This is a genomic window from Psychrobacter sp. bablab_jr014 (assembly GCF_016464015.1).
Lineage (GTDB): Bacteria > Pseudomonadota > Gammaproteobacteria > Pseudomonadales > Moraxellaceae > Psychrobacter.
Map to the genome: position 1 here is coordinate 180,159 of NZ_JACDXT010000019.1, position 19,595 is coordinate 199,753.

Here is a 19,595-nt window from a genome sequence, read left to right on the forward strand (position 1 = left end):
AAAACGCCCTTTGTCATCACTGTAAATTATCCAATGATAGGTCGCCTTATGCAAATTTATCTTGCCAATCCGCGTGGCTTTTGTGCAGGTGTGGATCGCGCCATTGCCATTGTCAATGAAGCCTTAACGCGTTTTGAACCGCCCATTTATGTGCGTCATGAAGTGGTGCATAATAAATTTGTGGTGTCTGACCTTGCCAATCGTGGTGCGGTATTCGTCGAAGAGTTGGACGAAGTGCCCGATGGCTCGATAGTGATTTTCTCCGCGCATGGCGTGTCAAAAGCCGTTGAAGACGAAGCCACCCGCCGCGATTTGACTGTTTTTGATGCCACTTGTCCGCTCGTGACTAAAGTACATATGGAGGTCTCCAAGCTTGCGCATGACGGTATGGATGCGGTGTTGATTGGGCATGAAGGACATCCTGAGGTTGAAGGCACGATGGGGCGCTTTAGCCGCAAACACGGCGGCAATATCCACTTGGTTGAAGACGAAGACGACGTAAGCGCGCTGGCGGTCAAAGACGCCGATCGCTTGGCATTCGTCACGCAAACGACCTTGTCTATGGACGATACCGCGCGCGTGATTGACGCGCTACGCACCAAGTTCCCTAATATCCAAGGACCACGCAAAGACGACATTTGCTACGCCACACAAAACCGCCAAGATGCGGTCAAAGACTTGGCCAGCCGCTGCGAAGTGGTGCTGGTGGTTGGCTCGCCCAATTCCTCAAACTCCAATCGTCTGCGTGAGCTTGCTGAGCGTATGGGCTGCAAAGCATATCTGATTGATAATGCCAGCGAAATGAACCAAATGTGGTTCGATGGCGTGACCAGCGTTGGCGTTACTGCGGGTGCTTCTGCGCCAGAGGTGTTGATTCAAGACGTGCTGAACCAGCTACAAGCGTGGGGTGGCGACTTGCCAAATGAGCTGTCAGGCATCGAAGAAAACGTGACGTTTAGCCTGCCAAAAGCGCTGCGCATTCCGGTCACCCAAGTAGGCAAGTGATATGAGTCAACAGCAGCCAAAAACAAAGTTTGTCTTAGCAGAAGCCACGCTAGATGGGATCAACAAGCAGCTAAAAATCATACCTTTGTCACCATCGCCTTGGTGCTGATGCTGCTACTCAATACCGCTCAGTTTATAAAGGGTTATAGCGTCTTATATGGCGTACTGATTGCGGTGATGGCGTTTTTTCTATTTATCATGGTCAAGAGTCGTACACTTCTGACCATGCAAAAACAACGATTGAGCAAATAACGTATGCTTATCGAATCCGGCAACACGTTATTTTAATCAAACTCATATCCAACCAAGCTCATATCTCATATAAGGTACACGTCGACGATAAGTCAGGCAGGATCAGCCAGACAGTTTGCGGTCATAAATAGTGTACTTTAGACCTCTTGCATAAGTCATCGCTAGCCCTTGTAACTCCGTCAGTCGAAGTCAATAAACTGGTACTTTTGCAAGAGATCTTTTAAATAAAAAAGAGAATCGAAAATATTAAGGAAAATTATGTCAGCGTACTACAAATTGGTCAAACGCGAACCATTGGCAGAGGGCGTCAGTGTCGCGCATTATCAGCCGACCCGGCATGCCCAAGGCGCGTGGAACGAGCACGAGCAACATATGGCACCAGCCACTGGGGTGCTGAGCGCTGAGCTGCAAGGGTATGCGCCGCAAAAAAACATGCGCATTGCTCGTATTAGCTTAGATATTTTGGGGCTGATACCGCTTGATGAGTTTACCATCACCACGCGCTGTATTCGCCCAGGTAAGACCATCGAGCTTGTCGAGGCGGTAATGAACAGCCGTGGTCGAGATGCCATTATTGCTAGGGCATGGCGACTGCTGACGCAAGACACCAGCGCCATCGCTGGCATTGAGGATCAACCAGCACAGCATAAGCCAGAAACGTTGCCTGCTTGGGAGGGTATGAAAGGCTGGCCGGGCGGCTTTATCGAAAGTGTGCGCTTGGTGGCCACTCCAGATCGCCGAGAAGGTCGCGGCATGGTTTGGATAACCAACGATGTCGAGATGGTGGAGGGCGTACCCACTGATGATATGGTGCATCTGCTGGGCATGGTCGATACTGCCAATGGCGTGGTACCAAGACTGGGTTTAGGGCTGTCAAAACTAGAGTGGATGTTTCCCAATACAGACCTGCAAATCCATATGCACCGTGTCCCTAAAGGTCGCTGGCTCGGTATCGAGGCAGTACAGCAGTATGGCGCTGATGGTATCGGGCTGACCAGTGCTGTGCTCCACGATGTGCATGGCCCCTTTGGTCGTAGCGAGCAAATACTGACCATCCGCCCGATGCCGCGCTAGTATAAAGGAAGGTGAGCGAGCATATACGCCGCATTCGCGACCATGCCAACTATGCTGATCATATTAACGAAGGCAGAGCCAGAACCATGCCGATTATCGCAAAGCCCTCTATAGTTCTGTAAAATAAAACGAAAGTATGTGATTAATTGATTATACAAAACAATGTAAATCAGTTGTAATAGTAATCAAGCAAAGGCTAGGTAAGATAACTGCACAGGCAGGTTACTATGAACAAAATTTATCTGAACAAGAATCACCGATTTTCAAACAAACTGACGAGGATTCTAGATGTACTGCTAGAAGCGTATTCAGTATAAGTTTGGCACTTTCATTTGTTTTTACAGGAGTATGACCATGAGTGATAAAAAATGCCCTTACGCTCCAACCCAATTGACCATGGGTAATGGCGCACCAGTCGCTGACAACCAAAACAGCATGACCGCAGGTAAGCGCGGCCCATTATTGGCTCAAGATATCTGGCTCAATGAAAAGCTTGGCAATTTTGCCCGCGAAGTGATTCCAGAGCGCCGTATGCATGCCAAAGGCTCAGGCGCGTTTGGTACCTTTACCGTGACCAACGACATCAGCAAATATACCCGCGCGGCTATTTTTAGCGAAGTGGGCAAAAAAACCGAGATGTTTGCGCGCTTTAGTACTGTGGCAGGCGAGCGCGGCGCGGCCGACGCAGAGCGTGACATTCGCGGCTTTGCTTTGAAGTTTTATACTGAAGAGGGTAACTGGGACATGGTCGGTAACAACACGCCCGTGTTCTTTTTACGCGACCCACGCAAATTCTCAGATTTAAACAAAGCGGTCAAACGCGATCCACGTACCAACATGCGCTCAGCGACCAACAATTGGGATTTTTGGACTTTATTACCAGAAGCCTTTCACCAAGTCACCATCGTCATGAGTGATCGCGGCATCCCAGCCTCGTACAGACACATGCATGGCTTTGGCTCGCACACCTACAGCTTTTGGAATGAAGCGGGCGAGCGCTATTGGGTGAAGTTTCATTTCCGTACGCAGCAAGGTATCAAAAACTTAACCGATGACGAAGCTCGTGAAGTCGTCGGTATGGACCGCGAAAGTAATCAAAAAGACTTATACGATGCTATCGAAAAAGGCGATTTTCCGAAGTGGAAAATGTACGTGCAAATCATGCCAGAAGCTGAGGCAGATACCGTCCCTTATCATCCATTTGATTTAACCAAAGTATGGCCAAAAGGGGATTATCCGCTTATCGAAGTGGGTGAGTTTGAGCTTAACAAAAACTCTGACAACTATTTTGTCGATGTCGAGCAAGCTGCGTTTGCACCTAGCAACCTGGTCCCAGGTATCAGCGTCTCACCAGACAGAATGCTCCAAAATCGCTTGATAAACTACGCCGATGCCCAGCGTTACCGTGTCGGTGTCAACCATCAGCAGATCCCTGTCAACAAACCACGTTGTCCTGTGATGAGCAACCACCGTGATGGTCAAGGCCGCGTCGATGACAACTATGGCAGCCGCCCACACTATGAGCCAAACAGCTTTAGCCAGTGGCAGGAGCAGCCTGATTATGCCGAGCCACCCTTAAAGATTGATGGCGATGCGGCGCACTATGATTTTCGCGAAGACGACAGCGACTACTTTAGCCAGCCACGCGCGTTGTTTCATTTGATGAATGCTGAGCAGCAGCAGGTCTTGTTTGATAATACCGCCAGAAACATGGCAGGCGTGCCAGACTTTATCCAGTATCGTCATATTCGCAACTGCCACTGGTGTGACCCTGCGTATGGCGAGGGCGTGGCCAAGGCTTTGGGCTTGAGCGTCGAAGATGCGATGGCTGCCCGTGACGCTGATCCAGCACGTCATCTGCCAAGCTGTCTATAAGCCGCGACGCATCGCTTGGCGCGCCTAAAGGTGGCAAGCGAGGCAATGCCACTCAATGCTAAAAAATCATAAAAACCGCTTAAGCCAACTTAGGCGGTTTTTTTGTGGACGATTTTTATGGCCAATCTTGGTTTTTGCGGTATTTTGGCTTGAAATTTTTGCCTGCGCCCCTATCTGATTAACCAGCCTAACAGTATTTATCGCCCAGCCTTTATGGCCAGAGATGCCATACTGTTGGTATTGGAAAATTTGTGATTCACCGCTGCTGATGACAGCATCTTTGGTATGAATAATAGGAGTTTTTATGAGTGAGCAGACCCAAGTGGACAATCAAAGTTCCGCTGATGTAAAAAAACACAGCTTCGAAGCAGAAGTCGCCCAGCTACTGCACTTGGTGACCCATTCGCTATATTCTAATGCCGATATTTTCGTTCGTGAGCTGGTCTCTAACGCCTCGGACGCTTGTGATAAGTTGCGCTTTGAAGCGACCAATGACGACAGCCTATACGAAGACGACGGCGAGCTGCGTATCCGTATCGACATCGATAATGACGCCAAAACCATCAGCTTTATTGATAACGGCATTGGCATGAATGAGACCGATGCCATCGAAAACTTAGGCACGATTGCCAAATCAGGCACCAAAGCATTTTTGGAAAAACTGTCTGAATCACAAAAACAAGACGGTCAGCTGATTGGTCAGTTTGGCGTGGGCTTTTATTCAGGCTTTATCGTTGCTGACACCATCACCGTTGAATCACGCAAAGCGGGCGAGCCTGCGGACAAGGGCGTGCGCTGGGTATCTGACGGCACAGGCGTGTTCACTGTTGAGACCATCGACAAGGCGACTCGCGGTACGACCATCACTTTGCATTTAAAAGACGAATATTCAGAAGGCGAAGACAACTACCTTGAGCGCAGCAAAATCAAGCGTCTGGTCAACAAATACTCTGACCACATCAGCTTGCCAATTCAGATGCGTAAAGAAGTGTGGCAAGAAGATGCCAGCGAAGATGGCGATGACGAGACGCCAAAAGGCGGCGAAATGGTGCTCACCGATGAGTGGGAAACCATCAACAAAGCCAGCGCCCTATGGACACGCAGCGCTTCAGAAGTCGAAGATGATGAGTACATCGATTTTTATAAAAACATCAGCTACGACATGGACGATCCATTAACGTGGACGCACAACCGTGTCGAAGGTCGCGTACAGTACACCCAGCTGCTATACATCCCCAAAAAAGCACCGATGAACCTATACACCCGCGAGCAGCAGCACGGTCTTAAGCTGTACGTGAAGCGCGTGTTTATCATGGATGACGCCGAGCAGCTGTTGCCGATGTACTTGCGCTTTGTTAAAGGGGTGATTGATTCTGCCGACTTGCCACTAAACGTCAGCCGTGAGCTGTTGCAAGAATCACGCGATGTGAAATCTATCCGCGATGGTAACGCGCGCCGTATCCTAACCTTGCTTGCCAGTCTTGCCAATAGCGAAGACGCCGACAAACAAGCCAAGTTCAGTGAATTTTATAAAGAGTTTGGTGATGTCATCAAAGAAGGCTTGGGCGAGGACATGGGCAACCAAGCGCGCATCGCCAAATTGCTCCGCTACACCACGACTACGCATGATGGTTTAGAGACCAGCTTTGCCGACTATAAAGCGCGCATGAAAGACGGTCAAAAAGCCATTTACTACCTGACAGCGGACAACCTTGCTGCCGCAAAAAACAGCCCACAGCTTGAGCTGTTTAAGAAAAAAGGCATCGAAGTCATCTTGATGACCAGCCGTGTGGACGAGTGGGCGATGAACTTCTTAACCCAATTTGACGACACGCCGCTACAAAACATCGCCAAAGGCGCGGTGGACTTGGGCGACTTGCAAGACGACGCCGAAAAAGAAGAAGCCAGCAAAGCGCAAGAAGCCATGCAGCCTGTGGTGGATAAACTAAAAACCACGCTAAACGGTCGTGCCAAAGACGTCAAAGTGTCAACGCGTCTGGTAGACAGCCCTGCGTGCTTGGTCGTTGGTGAAGGCGAGCTGTCGCCACAGATGATTCAGATGCTCAAGCAAATGGGTCAAGACGTGCCCGAGAGCCAGCCGACGCTTGAGATTAACCCTGAGCATCCCTTGATTAAAAAGCTGGATGGCAACGCGCAGTTTGATGACTTGGCACAGGTGATTTTTGACCAAGCATTGCTTGCAGATGGCGGTCAGTTAGACGACCCAGCGGCGTATCTAAAACGCGTCAATGAGCTGTTGATGAAATAAGCACGTTGTAGGACAAAATTCTTAGTATATCAATAAAAAAGAGGTCTGCACGCAGGCCTCTTTTTTTATGGTGAATTGTTAAAGCTGAATAAATTGCTGCTAAGATGGCATTTTGATAGCTGCCTCAAGCATGTAAGCAAATATACTTTACAAATTAGTCTTATCCTCTTTACTGACAATCCGTTACAATTTCGTTAGATTCAGCAGATACACTAACGCTAATGATAACAAGCGCACTATCGCATCCAGCATGATACGCCTACTTTAAAGAGGCGTGAGGCTTTTGTTATTTGACCAGATAGAGGTTCTCAGTCTTTGTCACTCTCGTCATTCAAAACCATCTCACTACAGCGCTTTTCATTGAATTTTGCTGCCAATATTATTGCCGCGCTCTGGATGCTGATTGGCTCTAGCCGCGCTTTTTCTTGGGTAAAACCTACCTTTATGCAGTTTGCCGTGTTTGCTTTATTGGCGCTCGGCAGCAATGTGCTGTTTTCGTGGTTGGTGGCAGACAGCGGCAGCCTGTTTAATGAACAAGGACTCATCAGCTATCTGATTTGGCCAACCATTATTTTGCTGGGCGGTATTATTTTGGCCCGCCGTTCAGGCAATCAAATGCTGGTTTTTGTCCCTGTCGTACTCTGGCTGGTGGCAGACAGTTTGCTGGTGTTGTTAAAAAGTGCATTACAGTTTTTGGGCATTCATGGCTGGCTACCTGAGTGGAGCTATTCGTTTTTACCGCTCCTATTTTTGGTACTCTTTGTTTGGCAGACGCTGGCGCTGATATGGATTTTTACTCGCCGTATGCGTACGCCGTGGTGGGAGCGCATTATTTTGATGGTCGGCTCGATGGCGCTACTCACCATTTGGCAAAACAATGTCGCTGACCAGCCTATTTTTAAGCCGATAGTGGTGCAGCCTGTATTGCCTGAATCGGCATTTTATGCGCAGCCGCAACTGCTCAAACAAGCCCTTGATAACATTGACAGCAGCGTTGCAGGACGTACCGATTGGTACTTTATGGGTGTGGCAGGCTTTGCAGGACAAGATGTGTTTCGCTCTGAGATTGATAAAGTGCGCCAGCTGTTTGATGTGCGCTTTGGCACCAGTGGCCACTCTTTGGCACTCATTAACAACACCTTTAGCTGGACAGATGAACCAGTGGCTACCAAGACCAGCATTTTACGGGGCCTTAAAACCATTGGTCAGCGTATGAATAAAGACGAAGACGTGCTGTTCTTAGCCTTGTCTTCACACGGTAACGAGGATGTATTCCAACTGGACAATCCGCCGCTTGAGATGGAAAATTTAGACCCCACATGGCTGCGCGATGCGTTAGATGCGTCAGGTATTCGCTGGCGTGTTATTGTCGTCTCCGCCTGCTATTCAGGGTCGTTTATTGACGAGCTGGCATCACCGACCACCGTGGTGATTACGGCATCTGCTGCCGATAAAGCGTCATTTGGTTGTACCAACACGGCAGAGATGACTTATTTTGGTCAAGCCTTTTTTGCCGAGGGTTTGCGTGACAATACCAGCTTTAAGGCCGCCTTTAACGAGGCCAAAGTTCGGGTTGGCGAGCGTGAAGGCTTTATGGGCTTTGAGCCGTCTGAGCCACAAATGGTGGTCGGTAGCCTGATGAAAACGGCACTGCCTGCCTTTGAGCAGGTGCTGTTTAATCAATCTCAATTGTCAAAGCAGGCGGCTGCGCCATTGGCTGCTAATAGCGGACAGCCTGTACGTATTAACGTTACGCCTGAATCACAGCCCAGTGCCAGTCCCTGATAATGAGCCAAATGATGACAGGCGCTTAGTGATAGGTCACTTGTATTTATTGCTCGAAAAATGAGAACAAAAAATGAGAACAAAGGCATTACCAACTGACATACTAAAATAAAGTTTGAAACTGTATGATGATAGCGTAACTTTTCTAAGTCACTTTTATTGATGAATCATGCATAAGGGAGATAAGAATGAAGACCACTGCTGCGATTGCTTGGGAAGCCAACAAGCCATTGACGTTACACGAAGTCGATTTGCAAGGGCCAAAAGACAATGAAGTCTTGATTGAACTAAAAGCCACAGGCATTTGCCACACCGATTATTACACGTGGTCGGGCGCTGACCCTGAAGGTCTATTTCCTGCGATTTTAGGCCACGAAGGCGCGGGTATCGTGCTAGAGGTTGGCAAAAATGTCAAAAGCTTAAAGCCTGGCGACCATGTGATTCCGCTATACACGCCTGAATGCCGCGAGTGTAATTTTTGTTTAAACCCTAAAACCAATCTTTGCCAATCTATTCGTACCACACAAGGTCAAGGCTTGATGCCTGATGGTACGTCGCGCTTTAGCATTGATGGTGAGCCGATTTTACATTACATGGGTACATCGACCTTTGCTCGTCATACCGTACTGCCTGAGATTGCCGTGGCGAAAATCCGCGAAGATGCGCCATTTGACAAGGTATGTTATATCGGTTGTGGCGTCACGACAGGCGTGGGCGCAGTCGTTTATAGCGCGCAGATGGAAGCGGGCGCAACCGTTGCGGTCTTTGGTTTGGGCGGTATTGGTCTAAACGTCATTCAAGGCGCAAAATTAATCGGTGCCAGCCGTATCATCGGTGTAGATTTAGACCCAAGCCGCGAAGAATGGGGTCGCCGCTTTGGCATGACCGACTTTGTGAACCCAAATGACGTAGATAATGTGGTTGACCATATCGTACAAATGACCGATGGCGGCGTGGATTATTCGTTTGAATGTATCGGTAATGTCAATGTGATGCGTCAAGCCCTTGAGTGCGCGCATAAAGGCTGGGGCCGCTCGATTGTCATTGGCGTTGCAGGCGCAGGACAAGAAATCAGCACCCGTCCATTCCAGCTGGTGACAGGACGCAAATGGGAAGGTTCAGCATTCGGTGGCGCACGTGGACGTACCGACGTACCGACCATCGTAGATTGGTACATGGAAGGCAGAATCGATATTGACTCGCTCATCACTCATAAGCTCAAACATGAAGAGATTAACAAAGGCTTTGAGCTGCTCAAAGACCCAAGCTGCATCCGCAGTGTGATTGAGTATTAATGCGCCTGTTTTGATCTTTATTTATCCGTTTATGCAATGAGTATAAACGGATAATTTCAACACGCCCTAATCTATCTTCTTTATTCTGCACATATTTACTTGAGAGCACCTTTATGACTTACTTTTCTCGCAACACCTCGAGCCGTTCATCATTGACCCAAGTGAGTGTCAATCGCTGCTTTGAGGGTGAACAGCATTATTATCGTCATGAGTCAGCGACGACCAAAACGCCGATGACGTTTAGTATTTACTTGCCTGACGAAGCATTAGCAGGTCAATTGTGTCCTGCTATTTTGTACTTATCAGGTTTGACCTGTAATGCCGATAATGTCACGCACAAAGCACATTTTCAGCAAAAGTGCAGTGAGCTTGGCATGATTTTTATCGCGCCAGACACCTCGCCACGTTCTGATAAGGATAAAGATATTGACGTTGCCGATGATGCCCGTTTTTTTATTGGGCAAGGGGCGAGCTATTATGTCAATGCCACGCAAGCGCCGTGGGCTGAGCATTATCAAATGCAAGACTATATCGTTGATGAGTTGTATGACTTGTTGCGCAGTGAGTTTGCCATCAGTAGCATTGGTATTATGGGACACTCGATGGGTGGACACGGCGCGCTGTTGCTTGGCTTTACTTATCCGAGCAAATTTATCAGTGTGTCTGGTATCTCACCACTGTGCGCTGCGAGTGAATCGACATGGGGTAAAGTGGCCTATCAAGAGTATTTTGGCGACGACAAGGATAAATGGGATGCATCAGATGCCAGCAAAGTCATTACCAAGGCAGGTCGTCAATACACGCAAGTCTTGATTGATCAAGGCGGCGCAGATGAATTTTATCTTGAAGGCGAGCTACAGACTGAAAAGCTGCAAACCGCCTGTCAACAAGCAGAGCAGCCTTTAACGTTACGCTATCAAGCAGGCTGTGACCACAGCTATTACTTTATCCAAAGTGTGATTGCTGATCACATCGAACATCATTTTCGCATGGCACAGCTGAGCTGATGTGTCACGCGAAGGCTGATATAATAGGTCAGTACTATCAAGTGGGTGTCATGCGCGCACTTGATATCTGAGCTATTATCACTATGTATCTTTTTTAAGACGGATATGGACACTGCTATGACCACAACCAGCACCACGCCTGAATATTTAATTGCGCCTTCTATTCTTTCCGCTGATTTTGCCCGTTTGGGGGAAGAGGTCGAAAATGTACTGGCATCGGGCGCCGATGTGGTGCATTTTGATGTGATGGACAACCATTACGTGCCCAATTTGACCTTTGGCAGTATGATTTGCCAAGCGCTACGTGACTATGGCATTACCGCGCCGATTGATGTGCATCTGATGGTGTCACCTGTCGATAGCATGATTGAGCAGTTTTTGAGTGCAGGCGCGAGTATCATCACCTTTCACCCAGAAGCCAGCCAACACGTTGACCGTTCATTACAGCTTATTAAGGACGGCGGCGCAGAATGTGGTTTGGTACTCAATCCTGCCACACCGCTGCATCATCTCGATTATGTGATGGACAAAGTCGACCAAATCCTATTGATGAGCGTCAACCCAGGTTACGGCGGGCAGTCGTTTATCGAAGGTACACTCGACAAAATCCGTGCCGTACGTCAGCGTATCGATGATAGCGGACGTAACATCCGTCTCGAAGTCGATGGCGGCATTAAGGCAAGCAATATCAAAGCGGTTGCCGAAGCAGGCGCAGATATGTTTGTAGCGGGCTCAGCGATTTTTAATCAGCCTGATTACCGCGCTGCCATTGATGCCATGCGCGCAGAATTGGCACAAGTACAGGCGTAATTGCGATGCAACCTGACAACCATCCTACGACTGACAAAGCGACCACGCCGCGTAATGAACAGCACCTTGTGCCCAAATATATTACCGTTGGCTTGGCGCTGTTTTCTTTGGTGCTAAGTCTGGCGGGTTATGGCTTTCGCTTGGCAGTTGGGCATGAGCTGATGGACGTATTACGCCATGCTGCTGTGATTGTCCCTGCCTTTACCCTTGGTATTCCACTGCTGTTTTGGCTGGGTGCAAAGCTGTTTAATAAAGTCAAAGGCACGCATATTGAAACGCGCAATGCATTAAGTCTAGGCTGGCTGACCGCGTGTGTGTCGATGCTGTGGCTTATGGGCAGCTACAGTTAACAAAGCAGTTATTTGAGCACGCCCGTCTGTACCATGGGTTGGCGTGCTTTATTATTAAGAAAAATACCCGTCTATCACAGGCAAGTAGGAACGCTGGGCGACACTATGGCATTATCAAAACTGACCGATACCTTATTTCCAAAAGACATTCCTAAAGTATTGATTGTTATCCTTATCATTGGCTGTTTGCTGCTCGGTTTGGCATCGCTCAGACGCGGCGCAGATGTTCAAGGCTGGCTCAATGTTATTGAAAATTGGCTGCTGATGCTGCTGATTTTGCCGACCGCCATTACCACTGTGGCACTACCGTTTAAATATCGCGATCCCAGCTTCGATTTAAAGCTCACGTATTATATGGGCATGTTCGTTGCGTTTTTATTCACATTAGGCAAATTGCGTTACTGGCATTGATTGGGCGATGTAGACATTAATAGGTGATGCCCTTGAATTTTACTTGGGACGCAACCACCTATGAGCTATGATGAATTAACCTGTACTCCGTAGCGCTTCTTTGCTGCTGGCAGGATAATGAGGAAATGCTTATGTCCTATTATGACTTTGAAAACGAGATAGAAGTGGATAACGATACGAAAGACGCGCACGCAGGATTTGCTAAAGAGACAACACTTGAATTGGTAGAAGCAGAAGATGGTACGTTACTACTGCGCGATGCCAGCACCGAAGATGCGCCTTTGATGAGTATTGATTTTTCTGACCAATTAAAAGAAATCATGGGCAATGACACCCAGATGATTGGTCAACACATGATTCATGCCGCCATTCAGGTCATTATGCAAAAACAAATGAGCCAGTGGCATGCCCGTGTATATGATAAAGAGCCTGAGCACTATAGCTAAACCATCTCTAATTAAGTAAAGTAAAAGTAACGTGAAATAATAGACGCAATAAAAAAGGGCTTATCTGATGATAAGCCCTTTTTTTGTGAAGCGGTAATGGTGACTGCTAAACAGTGAACCATGACGCAATCAAGATTACTTGATGCAAAGTTACTTGATTTTTGCTTCTTTAAAAATCACGTGCTGGCGGATTTTTGGATCAAATTTTTTGATTTCCATTTTGCCAGGCATAGTGCGTTTGTTCTTGGTAGTGGTGTAGTAGTAACCAGTACCCGCAGTAGACACCAACTTAATTTTATCTCTCATGATAGCTTTCCTTTCAATAATGGCATGCAGCGCGTGGTTTAGATTTTTTGACCTTGAGCGCGTAGATCAGCGAGCACTTTATCAATGCCTTGCTTATCGATGATACGCATACCCTTACTAGAAACACGTAGGCGCACAAAACGGTTTTCAGATTCTACCCAAAAACGATGGTTGTGTAGGTTTGGTAGAAAGCGACGACGGGTTTTGTTGTTTGCGTGCGAAACATTATTACCCACCATAGGGCGCTTTCCAGTCACTTGGCAAACTCGAGACATGGCGAACTCCTAATTTGTGAGGTATGAGCTTACTCATACCAGTCTGGGCAAGTTGCGCTTTTTTGCGGCATGGACACAGCAAGCGGGCACATTGCACCAAACAAAACTATATGAAGATTGAGCTGGTATTTCTGTCATCTAAAGGCAAATTACAGACACACCAATTCAGAAAATTTTAAAGCCGATATTTATACCACATAATCGAAAAATACTCAAATTATTTTATAGATTTTGACAGCATTATAAGGGCGTGCTGTCAGGCATTATGTTGATGATTGTTTGCAATTTTTGGTTGTAAGTTATGACAAAAGTCAGTAAAGTTATCGTTAGAATTTTCACACAATATGTTAACAAAAATAGGTCTGTATTCTGCTTATTTTTGCTTTTTTATTTTAGCAAGCGCGCGGTATGGCTATATGTCATATAGCGTAGCATTGCCGCGGAGTTTTCAACATGCAATATGGTATACGCGAGAAAGGATTAACAGCGTTTAAAATGAGCACTTTGGTACTTGCTTTAGCCTTAGCAGGTTGTGGCGGTGGTGGTACTGATACGGTTGCGCCAGAGCCTGACTTGGGGACAGGTGGGAATAGTGGTACACCAGGAAATGGCGATACGACAGATACTTTGAATATCAATAGCAGTAGCTTATTAGATACTAGTGGTAATGTCATCAGCTCAGTAGGATTAGAAGGTGCTTATTACCAAGTTACTGTCACCGATGTCAGTGGCAATCCTGTACCAAATGCGAAAGTCAGTTTTGCGATTGATGTGGCAGGTGTCACTTTGACTCAGAGCACATCAGGCTCAGTACTGAGTGACAGTAACGGCCAAGCTCGCGTATTTCTAAAACCAGATGATCCTTCTGTTAATGGCGCATATACGGTAACTGCAACGGCGACATTTGATAGTAATACTGCGACAGACAGCAAGACATTTAATGTCCAAGCGACCAATGTTACGGTGAGCAATTTGCTGGCGGATAATAGCGCACTGGCATCAGGTGCTCAAACATCTTTGTCTCTACAAGTCACCGATAGCAATGGTGTAGCGCTTAACGGTGTTTCTGTTAACTTTAGTGCCAGCTGTGGTCAAATACCCGCGCAAACCGTTTCAGATACGAACGGTATGGTTGAAGTGGTCTACAAAGCCATCAATGAAGACAATACCTTGTGCAGCGGCCCTGTTACTATTAGTGCCAGTGCAGGAAACAGTACCAAAACGACGACAGTTACAGTCGCTACTGCAGAAGCGACCTCCATTGTCTATACCTCAAATGAGCTGACTTTAGGCATTGCAGATAGTGGCTCGTCATCAAGTGGCAGCGTTGAATTCACCGTATATTCAAACACCACGCCCCTCGCGAATAAAGAAGTAATTCTATCATTAGAAAAATCGCCGCTAGGATTGTCTTTTGGACAACTGGGCAATATGGCAGACCTTATAACTAAAACAGATGCTAATGGTAATGTCTCTGTCAATATCTACCCAGGTTCAACCCCTGGACCTGTAGAAATCAAAGCATCCTTGGGCAGTGATCCACGTATCAATGCCTTATCAAAAGGTATCTCCATTGCCAGCTCACGTGTGACCCAAGATGGTCTCAGCATTTCACAAGGCAAAAACGTACTTGATTGGGGTATGGATGGCGACAGTACCGATATCGTTGTGCGCATGGTCGATCGTAATGGTAATGCCGTGCCAGACAATACGGTGGTGAATTTAACGGCAGAAGGCGGCAAGGTGTCTCCTGCCCAGTGCTTAACCAGTAATGGCGAATGTACGGTAACCTTTTCAGCGCAAAATCCACGTCCGGGCGATGGACGTGTGAGCATTCTGGCGGTTGCTGAAGGTGAAAAAGGGTATATCGACAACAATGGCAATAATGCTTGGGATGCAGGCATCGATACGTTCGTACATAATATCGGTGATACTTTCCGCGATGACAACGAAAACGGCGTCTTTGATAGTGGCGAGTTTATTTATCCGCTGACCACTCGGGCAAATGGCACGTGTGAAAATAACTTAGATCAATTCGTGCAGCTTAAATTCTCAATGATTAGCGACAGTAAAAAGATTGAGTACAAAGAAAACTTTATCAATAATTTCGTCAATCCAAATATTGAGGACACTTGTAATTCAGGACTCGATGCTGTGGTGCGTTTCCAGACCATTCAGTTGCTCTCGAATGGTAGTGGTGCAAGATTTACCTTATTGAATAATTTAGGCAATCCGTTAGCGCCACAAATTGTCCGTGCGTCCGATAGCATGGTAAATGTACGGGTCAATAGTGGTGGGTTCTATGATTTAAACCCCATGCCTTCAGGCACGACGATTAGTGTGACGGTCAGTGATAAAACAGAAAATAATATGAGCTGTAGTGTTGAGCAGCTTGGCGGAGTAAGCACGGTTCCTGCATTGGTCGATACTGGTGTGCCAGGCATGAATTTAGGAACAATAAGTAACTACGCTATCGATGATTGCGCAGCAGGCGACTATTTTAAAATCTCTACCACATCACCGCGTGGCGACGTCACTACGAGAACCTATATTATTCAATAAATCTATCAACCATTTATAAAAACCCCAACCACGCGTTGGGGTTTTTTGTAGTTGTCTTGATAGCAAAATGCGAAAAAGCACAAACATCCCCAGCAAAAAAGCGCAAAAGCGATTAAAATAGCTGCCTTACATTATCCAAGCGCCCAATGCCTTGTGATGACGTTCCATTTTTTGTTTACTTGGATGCCTTATGTCGAATAAAAAAACCAACACGCCACTCGCCAAAGCCGATGCCACGAACCCTGCCACAGATACCGCGACTTTACTCATTAAATGTATGGATCAGGCGGGTATCGTCCAAGCGGTTTCTGAATTTACCCACCGCTACGGCGCCAACATCATTACCCTCGACCAATACTCGACCGCGCATGAGGGCGGTCAGTATTTTATGCGCCTTGAGTTTGCGCTTGCGGGACTGAGCGATATTATCGATAATTTTGAAGCCAGCTTTGCGCACACAGTTGCCAAGCGCTACGATATGACGTGGCGCTTACATGACAATGCGATTAAGACCAAAGTTGGGGTCTTGGTCTCGAAGTTTGATCATGCGCTACTTGATTTGCTGTGGCGTCATCAGCGCGGCTTGCTTGATTGCGAGATTACCTCTGTCGTTAGTAACCACAATGACCTGCGTCAAGCGGTCGAAAACTTTGGTATCACTTTCCACCATGTGCCAGTGACCAAAAACAACAAGGCCGAAGCCGAAGCCGAGATTCATAAATTGATGCAAGGCAATGACTTGTTGGTCTTAGCACGTTACATGCAGATTCTGTCTTCAGACTTTGTCTCGCGTTGGCCGATGCAGATTATCAACATTCACCACTCGTTCTTGCCTGCGTTTGTCGGTGCAGACCCATACCGCCAAGCTTATGACAAAGGCGTCAAGTTGATCGGTGCAACGGCGCACTATGTGACCGAAGAGCTGGATCAAGGGCCAATCATCGAGCAAGACGTACAGCGCGTGACCCATCGTCAAAGCGTGCCTGAGCTGCGCGCCATTGGTCGTGACGTTGAGCGTAATGTGCTGGCGCGTGCTGTCAACTGGCACGTACAAAATCGCGTGATTGTCAGCGGTAACAAAACGGTGGTCTTTAACTAATCTGTTTTTATAAAACTGAGTTATTGTTTATAAAGACTTAGCACTGCTCATAAAAAAAGGTCTGATACGTTATCAGACCTTTTTATTATCAATTTTTTAATACTTGAATATCAAGCGCTTATAACACCAGCTCCAACACAAACTTACTGCCCACAAAGCCAAGGGCCAATAATAAAAACGCATAGATGGTTAAGTTTGCTGCACGCTTGCCGCGCCAGCCTGCACGCCAATGTCCTATCAGTAAGCCGCCAAGGAGTAGCCAAGACAGCATGCTAAATACCGTCTTATGCACGATATGCTGTGCAAAGATATCTTGCACGTACACGAAGCCCAAGCCTAATGCAATGCTGAGTAGCACGAAGCTGACCAAAATCATGTCAAAGAGTAAGCCTTCCATGCTTTGTAGTGGTGGCAGCTTATTGACCCAAAAACGGTGAATGGTTTTATGCTTTAATTCGCGGATTTGTAAGCGCAAAAATAGTGCTTGCACTGTCGCCATCAGCAGCACGCAGTAAGCAGCAAAAGAGATTAAAATATGCGCTTCTAGCCCGATGCTGATATCCGTCAAGGGGCGATAGGGTGCGCGTCCAATCACACCAACCGCCATGCCAAGTAAGGCGGTTGGCGCTGCCAAAATACCAAAGCTTAAAATTGGACGATATAGGCAGAACAAAATATAGAAGAACAAAAACAGCAAACTGGTAAAGCTTAAAACGTTGAATAAGTTAAAATTTAACCCATACAGCGTGACCATCTGAGGGTACAGCACCGCTGCGTGTGCCATCACACCGATGAGCAAACCTATCAAGCTGACGCCTTTATGGATAGGCATCTGCTGAATAAGCGCCCATGCAATATAGGCACCTACCGCAATATACGCCACACTGGCTATCATAAATGCAAACGACACAGACAGGCCTCACTACATAACAAAAGCATATTAACGACGCGATGACGCGTGAAAATGGTATGATTAGAATAATCCCTCAATTTATCATAAAATAGAGCCGTATTGAGCGCCATTCGCTTATGATTTGAGAAAAATTATCAATAAGCATCTTTTGCCGCCCACGCATCCTTGTGGCGTATGTGCTGTATCGCAACCGATGTATAGATTCACCTGTAACCTGAGAGCCAGATATGTTTGATACCTTAACTGAACGCTTATCATCAAGCCTGCGCAACATCGTTGGCAGTGGGCAACTGACCGAAGACAACATTAAAGACACCTTGCGCGAAGTACGCATGGCACTGTTAGAAGCCGATGTGGCGTTGCCTGTGACCCGCGACTTTGTCAAACGTGTGAAAGAGCAAGCGCTCGGCGCAGAAGTGCTCAAAGAGCTCGCCCCAGGTCAAGCGTTTGTTAAAATTGTCCATGACGAGCTGACCGAAATGATGGGCAGCGCCAACCAGCAACTGGAAATGACGGGCAAGCCGCCTGTAGTGTATTTGCTGGCAGGCCTGCAAGGCGCGGGTAAAACCACCACCGCGGGTAAACTTGCAAAATACTTGCAAGAGCGCCAAAAGAAAAAAGTCATGTTGGTGTCTGCTGACGTATACCGTCCTGCCGCGATTAAGCAGCTCGAACAAGTGGCGGGTCAAGTGGGCGCCAAGTTTGTGCCCTCAAGCACGGACGAAAACCCGATTGCCATCGCTGAGCGCGCTATCGCCGAAGCCAAGCTACAATACCAAGACATCCTTATCATCGATACCGCCGGTCGCCTGCACATTGATGACAACATGATGGACGAAATCAAAGCGCTGACCGCTGCGGTTAACCCCTCAGAGACCCTATTCGTCGTTGACTCGATGACGGGTCAAGATGCGGCAAATACCGCCAAAGCCTTTAACGATGCGCTGCCGCTAACAGGCGTTATTTTAACCAAGACCGATGGTGATGCGCGTGGCGGTGCGGCACTGTCTGTACGTGCCATCACGGGCAAACCGATTAAATTCCTCGGCCGCGGGGAAAAACTGGACGCGCTCGAAGCCTTCCACCCTGAGCGTATTGCCCAGCGCATCCTTGGTATGGGCGATGTCTTAAGTTTGGTTGAAGAAGTTGAGCAAAAAATTGACCGCGAAAAAGCCGAAAAAATGGCGAAAAAGATTCAAAAAGGCGGCGAATTTGACCTAGAAGACTTGCTCACTCAGTTCCAGCAAATGAAAAACATGGGCGGCATGGCAGGCTTTTTAGACAAGATGCCAGGTATGGGCGGCTCGGACATGCAAAAAGCGGTCGAAGACGCCAAGCCTGAAGAAAAAGTCAAAGAAATGGAGGCGCTGATCAACTCAATGACGCCGTTTGAGCGCCGCAACCCTGACAAAATTAACCCAAGCCGCAAGCGCCGTATCGCCGCAGGTTCAGGACGTAACATTCAGGACGTCAACCGTTTGCTTAAGCAGCACAAGCAAATGGCAAAAATGATGAAAATGATTTCTAAGCCTGATGGCATCAGTAAAATGATGAAGGCGGTACAAGGATTGGCAGGCGGCGCTGCAGGTGGCGGCGGTCCATTATTCGGCGGCGGCAACCAAGGCAAAGGCGGCATGCAGGACGTGAACCAAGCAGAGCTTGCCAAACAAATGGGACTTGACCCCAACAACATGCCAAGCGCCGAAGAGATGCAAAAGAAAATGCAAGAAATGCAGTCGCAAGCGCCAAAGAAGTTTAAGACTCGCTTTTAAACCTATGTCATAAACGCTAAATTATAAAAAAGTACACGCCCTCAAAATCAGTGGTTTTGAGGGATTTTTTTAACTTTTTTGCCATAAAG

Annotated in this window: 17 protein-coding genes; 14 read left to right on the forward strand and 3 right to left on the reverse strand. The window is 47.4% G+C overall.

The window, feature by feature from the left end; translation table 11 throughout:
* Positions 1-48 precede the first annotated feature (48 nt).
* The 11 genes from ispH to JIE71_RS05510 all read left to right on the forward strand — a co-directional run bounded on the left by ispH (position 49) and on the right by JIE71_RS05510 (position 12,579).
* Complete coding sequence (gene ispH, locus JIE71_RS05460; protein ID WP_199507724.1) at positions 49-1,005, forward strand: 4-hydroxy-3-methylbut-2-enyl diphosphate reductase; 957 nt, start codon at positions 49-51, stop codon at positions 1,003-1,005.
* Between the two features lie 510 nt (positions 1,006-1,515).
* Entirely contained in the window at positions 1,516-2,331 is an 816-nt protein-coding gene (locus JIE71_RS05465) for a thioesterase family protein (protein ID WP_199507725.1), read from the forward strand.
* A 348-nt stretch (positions 2,332-2,679) separates the two neighbouring features.
* Positions 2,680-4,206, forward strand: coding sequence for a catalase (locus tag JIE71_RS05470; protein WP_323126912.1), 1,527 nt, complete (start codon positions 2,680-2,682; stop codon positions 4,204-4,206).
* A gap of 304 nt (positions 4,207-4,510) precedes the next feature.
* Complete coding sequence (gene htpG / locus JIE71_RS05475; protein ID WP_199507727.1) at positions 4,511-6,475, forward strand: molecular chaperone HtpG; 1,965 nt, start codon at positions 4,511-4,513, stop codon at positions 6,473-6,475.
* 315 nt (positions 6,476-6,790) lie between these two features.
* On the forward strand, positions 6,791-8,260 hold the full coding sequence (locus JIE71_RS05480) for a C13 family peptidase (RefSeq protein ID WP_199507728.1): 1,470 nt from the start codon (positions 6,791-6,793) through the stop codon (positions 8,258-8,260).
* A 188-nt stretch (positions 8,261-8,448) separates the two neighbouring features.
* Entirely contained in the window at positions 8,449-9,555 is a 1,107-nt protein-coding gene (locus JIE71_RS05485) for an S-(hydroxymethyl)glutathione dehydrogenase/class III alcohol dehydrogenase (protein WP_199507729.1), read from the forward strand.
* A gap of 113 nt (positions 9,556-9,668) precedes the next feature.
* Positions 9,669-10,562 (forward strand): S-formylglutathione hydrolase, encoded by an 894-nt coding sequence (gene fghA / locus JIE71_RS05490; protein ID WP_199507730.1) that lies wholly within the window; start codon positions 9,669-9,671, stop codon positions 10,560-10,562.
* Positions 10,563-10,679: 117 nt separating this feature from the next.
* A complete protein-coding gene (rpe, locus tag JIE71_RS05495; protein WP_199507731.1) occupies positions 10,680-11,372 on the forward strand; it encodes a ribulose-phosphate 3-epimerase in 693 nt (230 codons plus the stop codon).
* A 5-nt stretch (positions 11,373-11,377) separates the two neighbouring features.
* On the forward strand, positions 11,378-11,722 hold the full coding sequence (locus JIE71_RS05500; RefSeq protein WP_199507732.1) for a hypothetical protein: 345 nt from the start codon (positions 11,378-11,380) through the stop codon (positions 11,720-11,722).
* Positions 11,723-11,827: 105 nt separating this feature from the next.
* Positions 11,828-12,133, forward strand: a complete 306-nt coding sequence (locus tag JIE71_RS05505; RefSeq protein WP_199507733.1) for a hypothetical protein — start codon at positions 11,828-11,830, stop codon at positions 12,131-12,133.
* A 131-nt stretch (positions 12,134-12,264) separates the two neighbouring features.
* Positions 12,265-12,579: a hypothetical protein gene (locus JIE71_RS05510; protein ID WP_199507734.1), complete on the forward strand. Its 315-nt coding sequence runs from the start codon at positions 12,265-12,267 to the stop codon at positions 12,577-12,579.
* A 150-nt stretch (positions 12,580-12,729) separates the two neighbouring features.
* On the opposite strand, the gene rpmG is transcribed toward JIE71_RS05510, so the two are convergent.
* Positions 12,730-12,885 carry a 50S ribosomal protein L33 gene (gene rpmG / locus JIE71_RS05515; RefSeq protein ID WP_068037488.1) on the reverse strand — a complete coding sequence of 52 codons (156 nt, stop codon included), beginning with the start codon at positions 12,883-12,885 and terminating at the stop codon, positions 12,730-12,732.
* Between the two features lie 38 nt (positions 12,886-12,923).
* Complete coding sequence (gene rpmB, locus JIE71_RS05520) at positions 12,924-13,160, reverse strand: 50S ribosomal protein L28 (protein WP_199507735.1); 237 nt, start codon at positions 13,158-13,160, stop codon at positions 12,924-12,926.
* A 495-nt stretch (positions 13,161-13,655) separates the two neighbouring features.
* Here rpmB and JIE71_RS05525 point away from each other — a divergent pair, with 495 nt between their 5' ends.
* On the forward strand, positions 13,656-15,722 hold the full coding sequence (locus JIE71_RS05525; RefSeq protein WP_199507736.1) for an Ig-like domain-containing protein: 2,067 nt from the start codon (positions 13,656-13,658) through the stop codon (positions 15,720-15,722).
* Between the two features lie 190 nt (positions 15,723-15,912).
* Positions 15,913-16,821, forward strand: a complete 909-nt coding sequence (gene purU, locus JIE71_RS05530) for a formyltetrahydrofolate deformylase (RefSeq protein WP_199507737.1) — start codon at positions 15,913-15,915, stop codon at positions 16,819-16,821.
* A gap of 118 nt (positions 16,822-16,939) precedes the next feature.
* On the opposite strand, the gene JIE71_RS05535 is transcribed toward purU, so the two are convergent.
* A complete protein-coding gene (locus tag JIE71_RS05535) occupies positions 16,940-17,731 on the reverse strand; it encodes a cytochrome C assembly family protein (RefSeq protein WP_199507738.1) in 792 nt (263 codons plus the stop codon).
* A 230-nt stretch (positions 17,732-17,961) separates the two neighbouring features.
* Between JIE71_RS05535 and ffh the strand changes: the two genes are divergently transcribed.
* Positions 17,962-19,506 (forward strand): signal recognition particle protein, encoded by a 1,545-nt coding sequence (gene ffh / locus JIE71_RS05540; RefSeq protein WP_199507739.1) that lies wholly within the window; start codon positions 17,962-17,964, stop codon positions 19,504-19,506.
* Positions 19,507-19,595 lie beyond the last annotated feature (89 nt).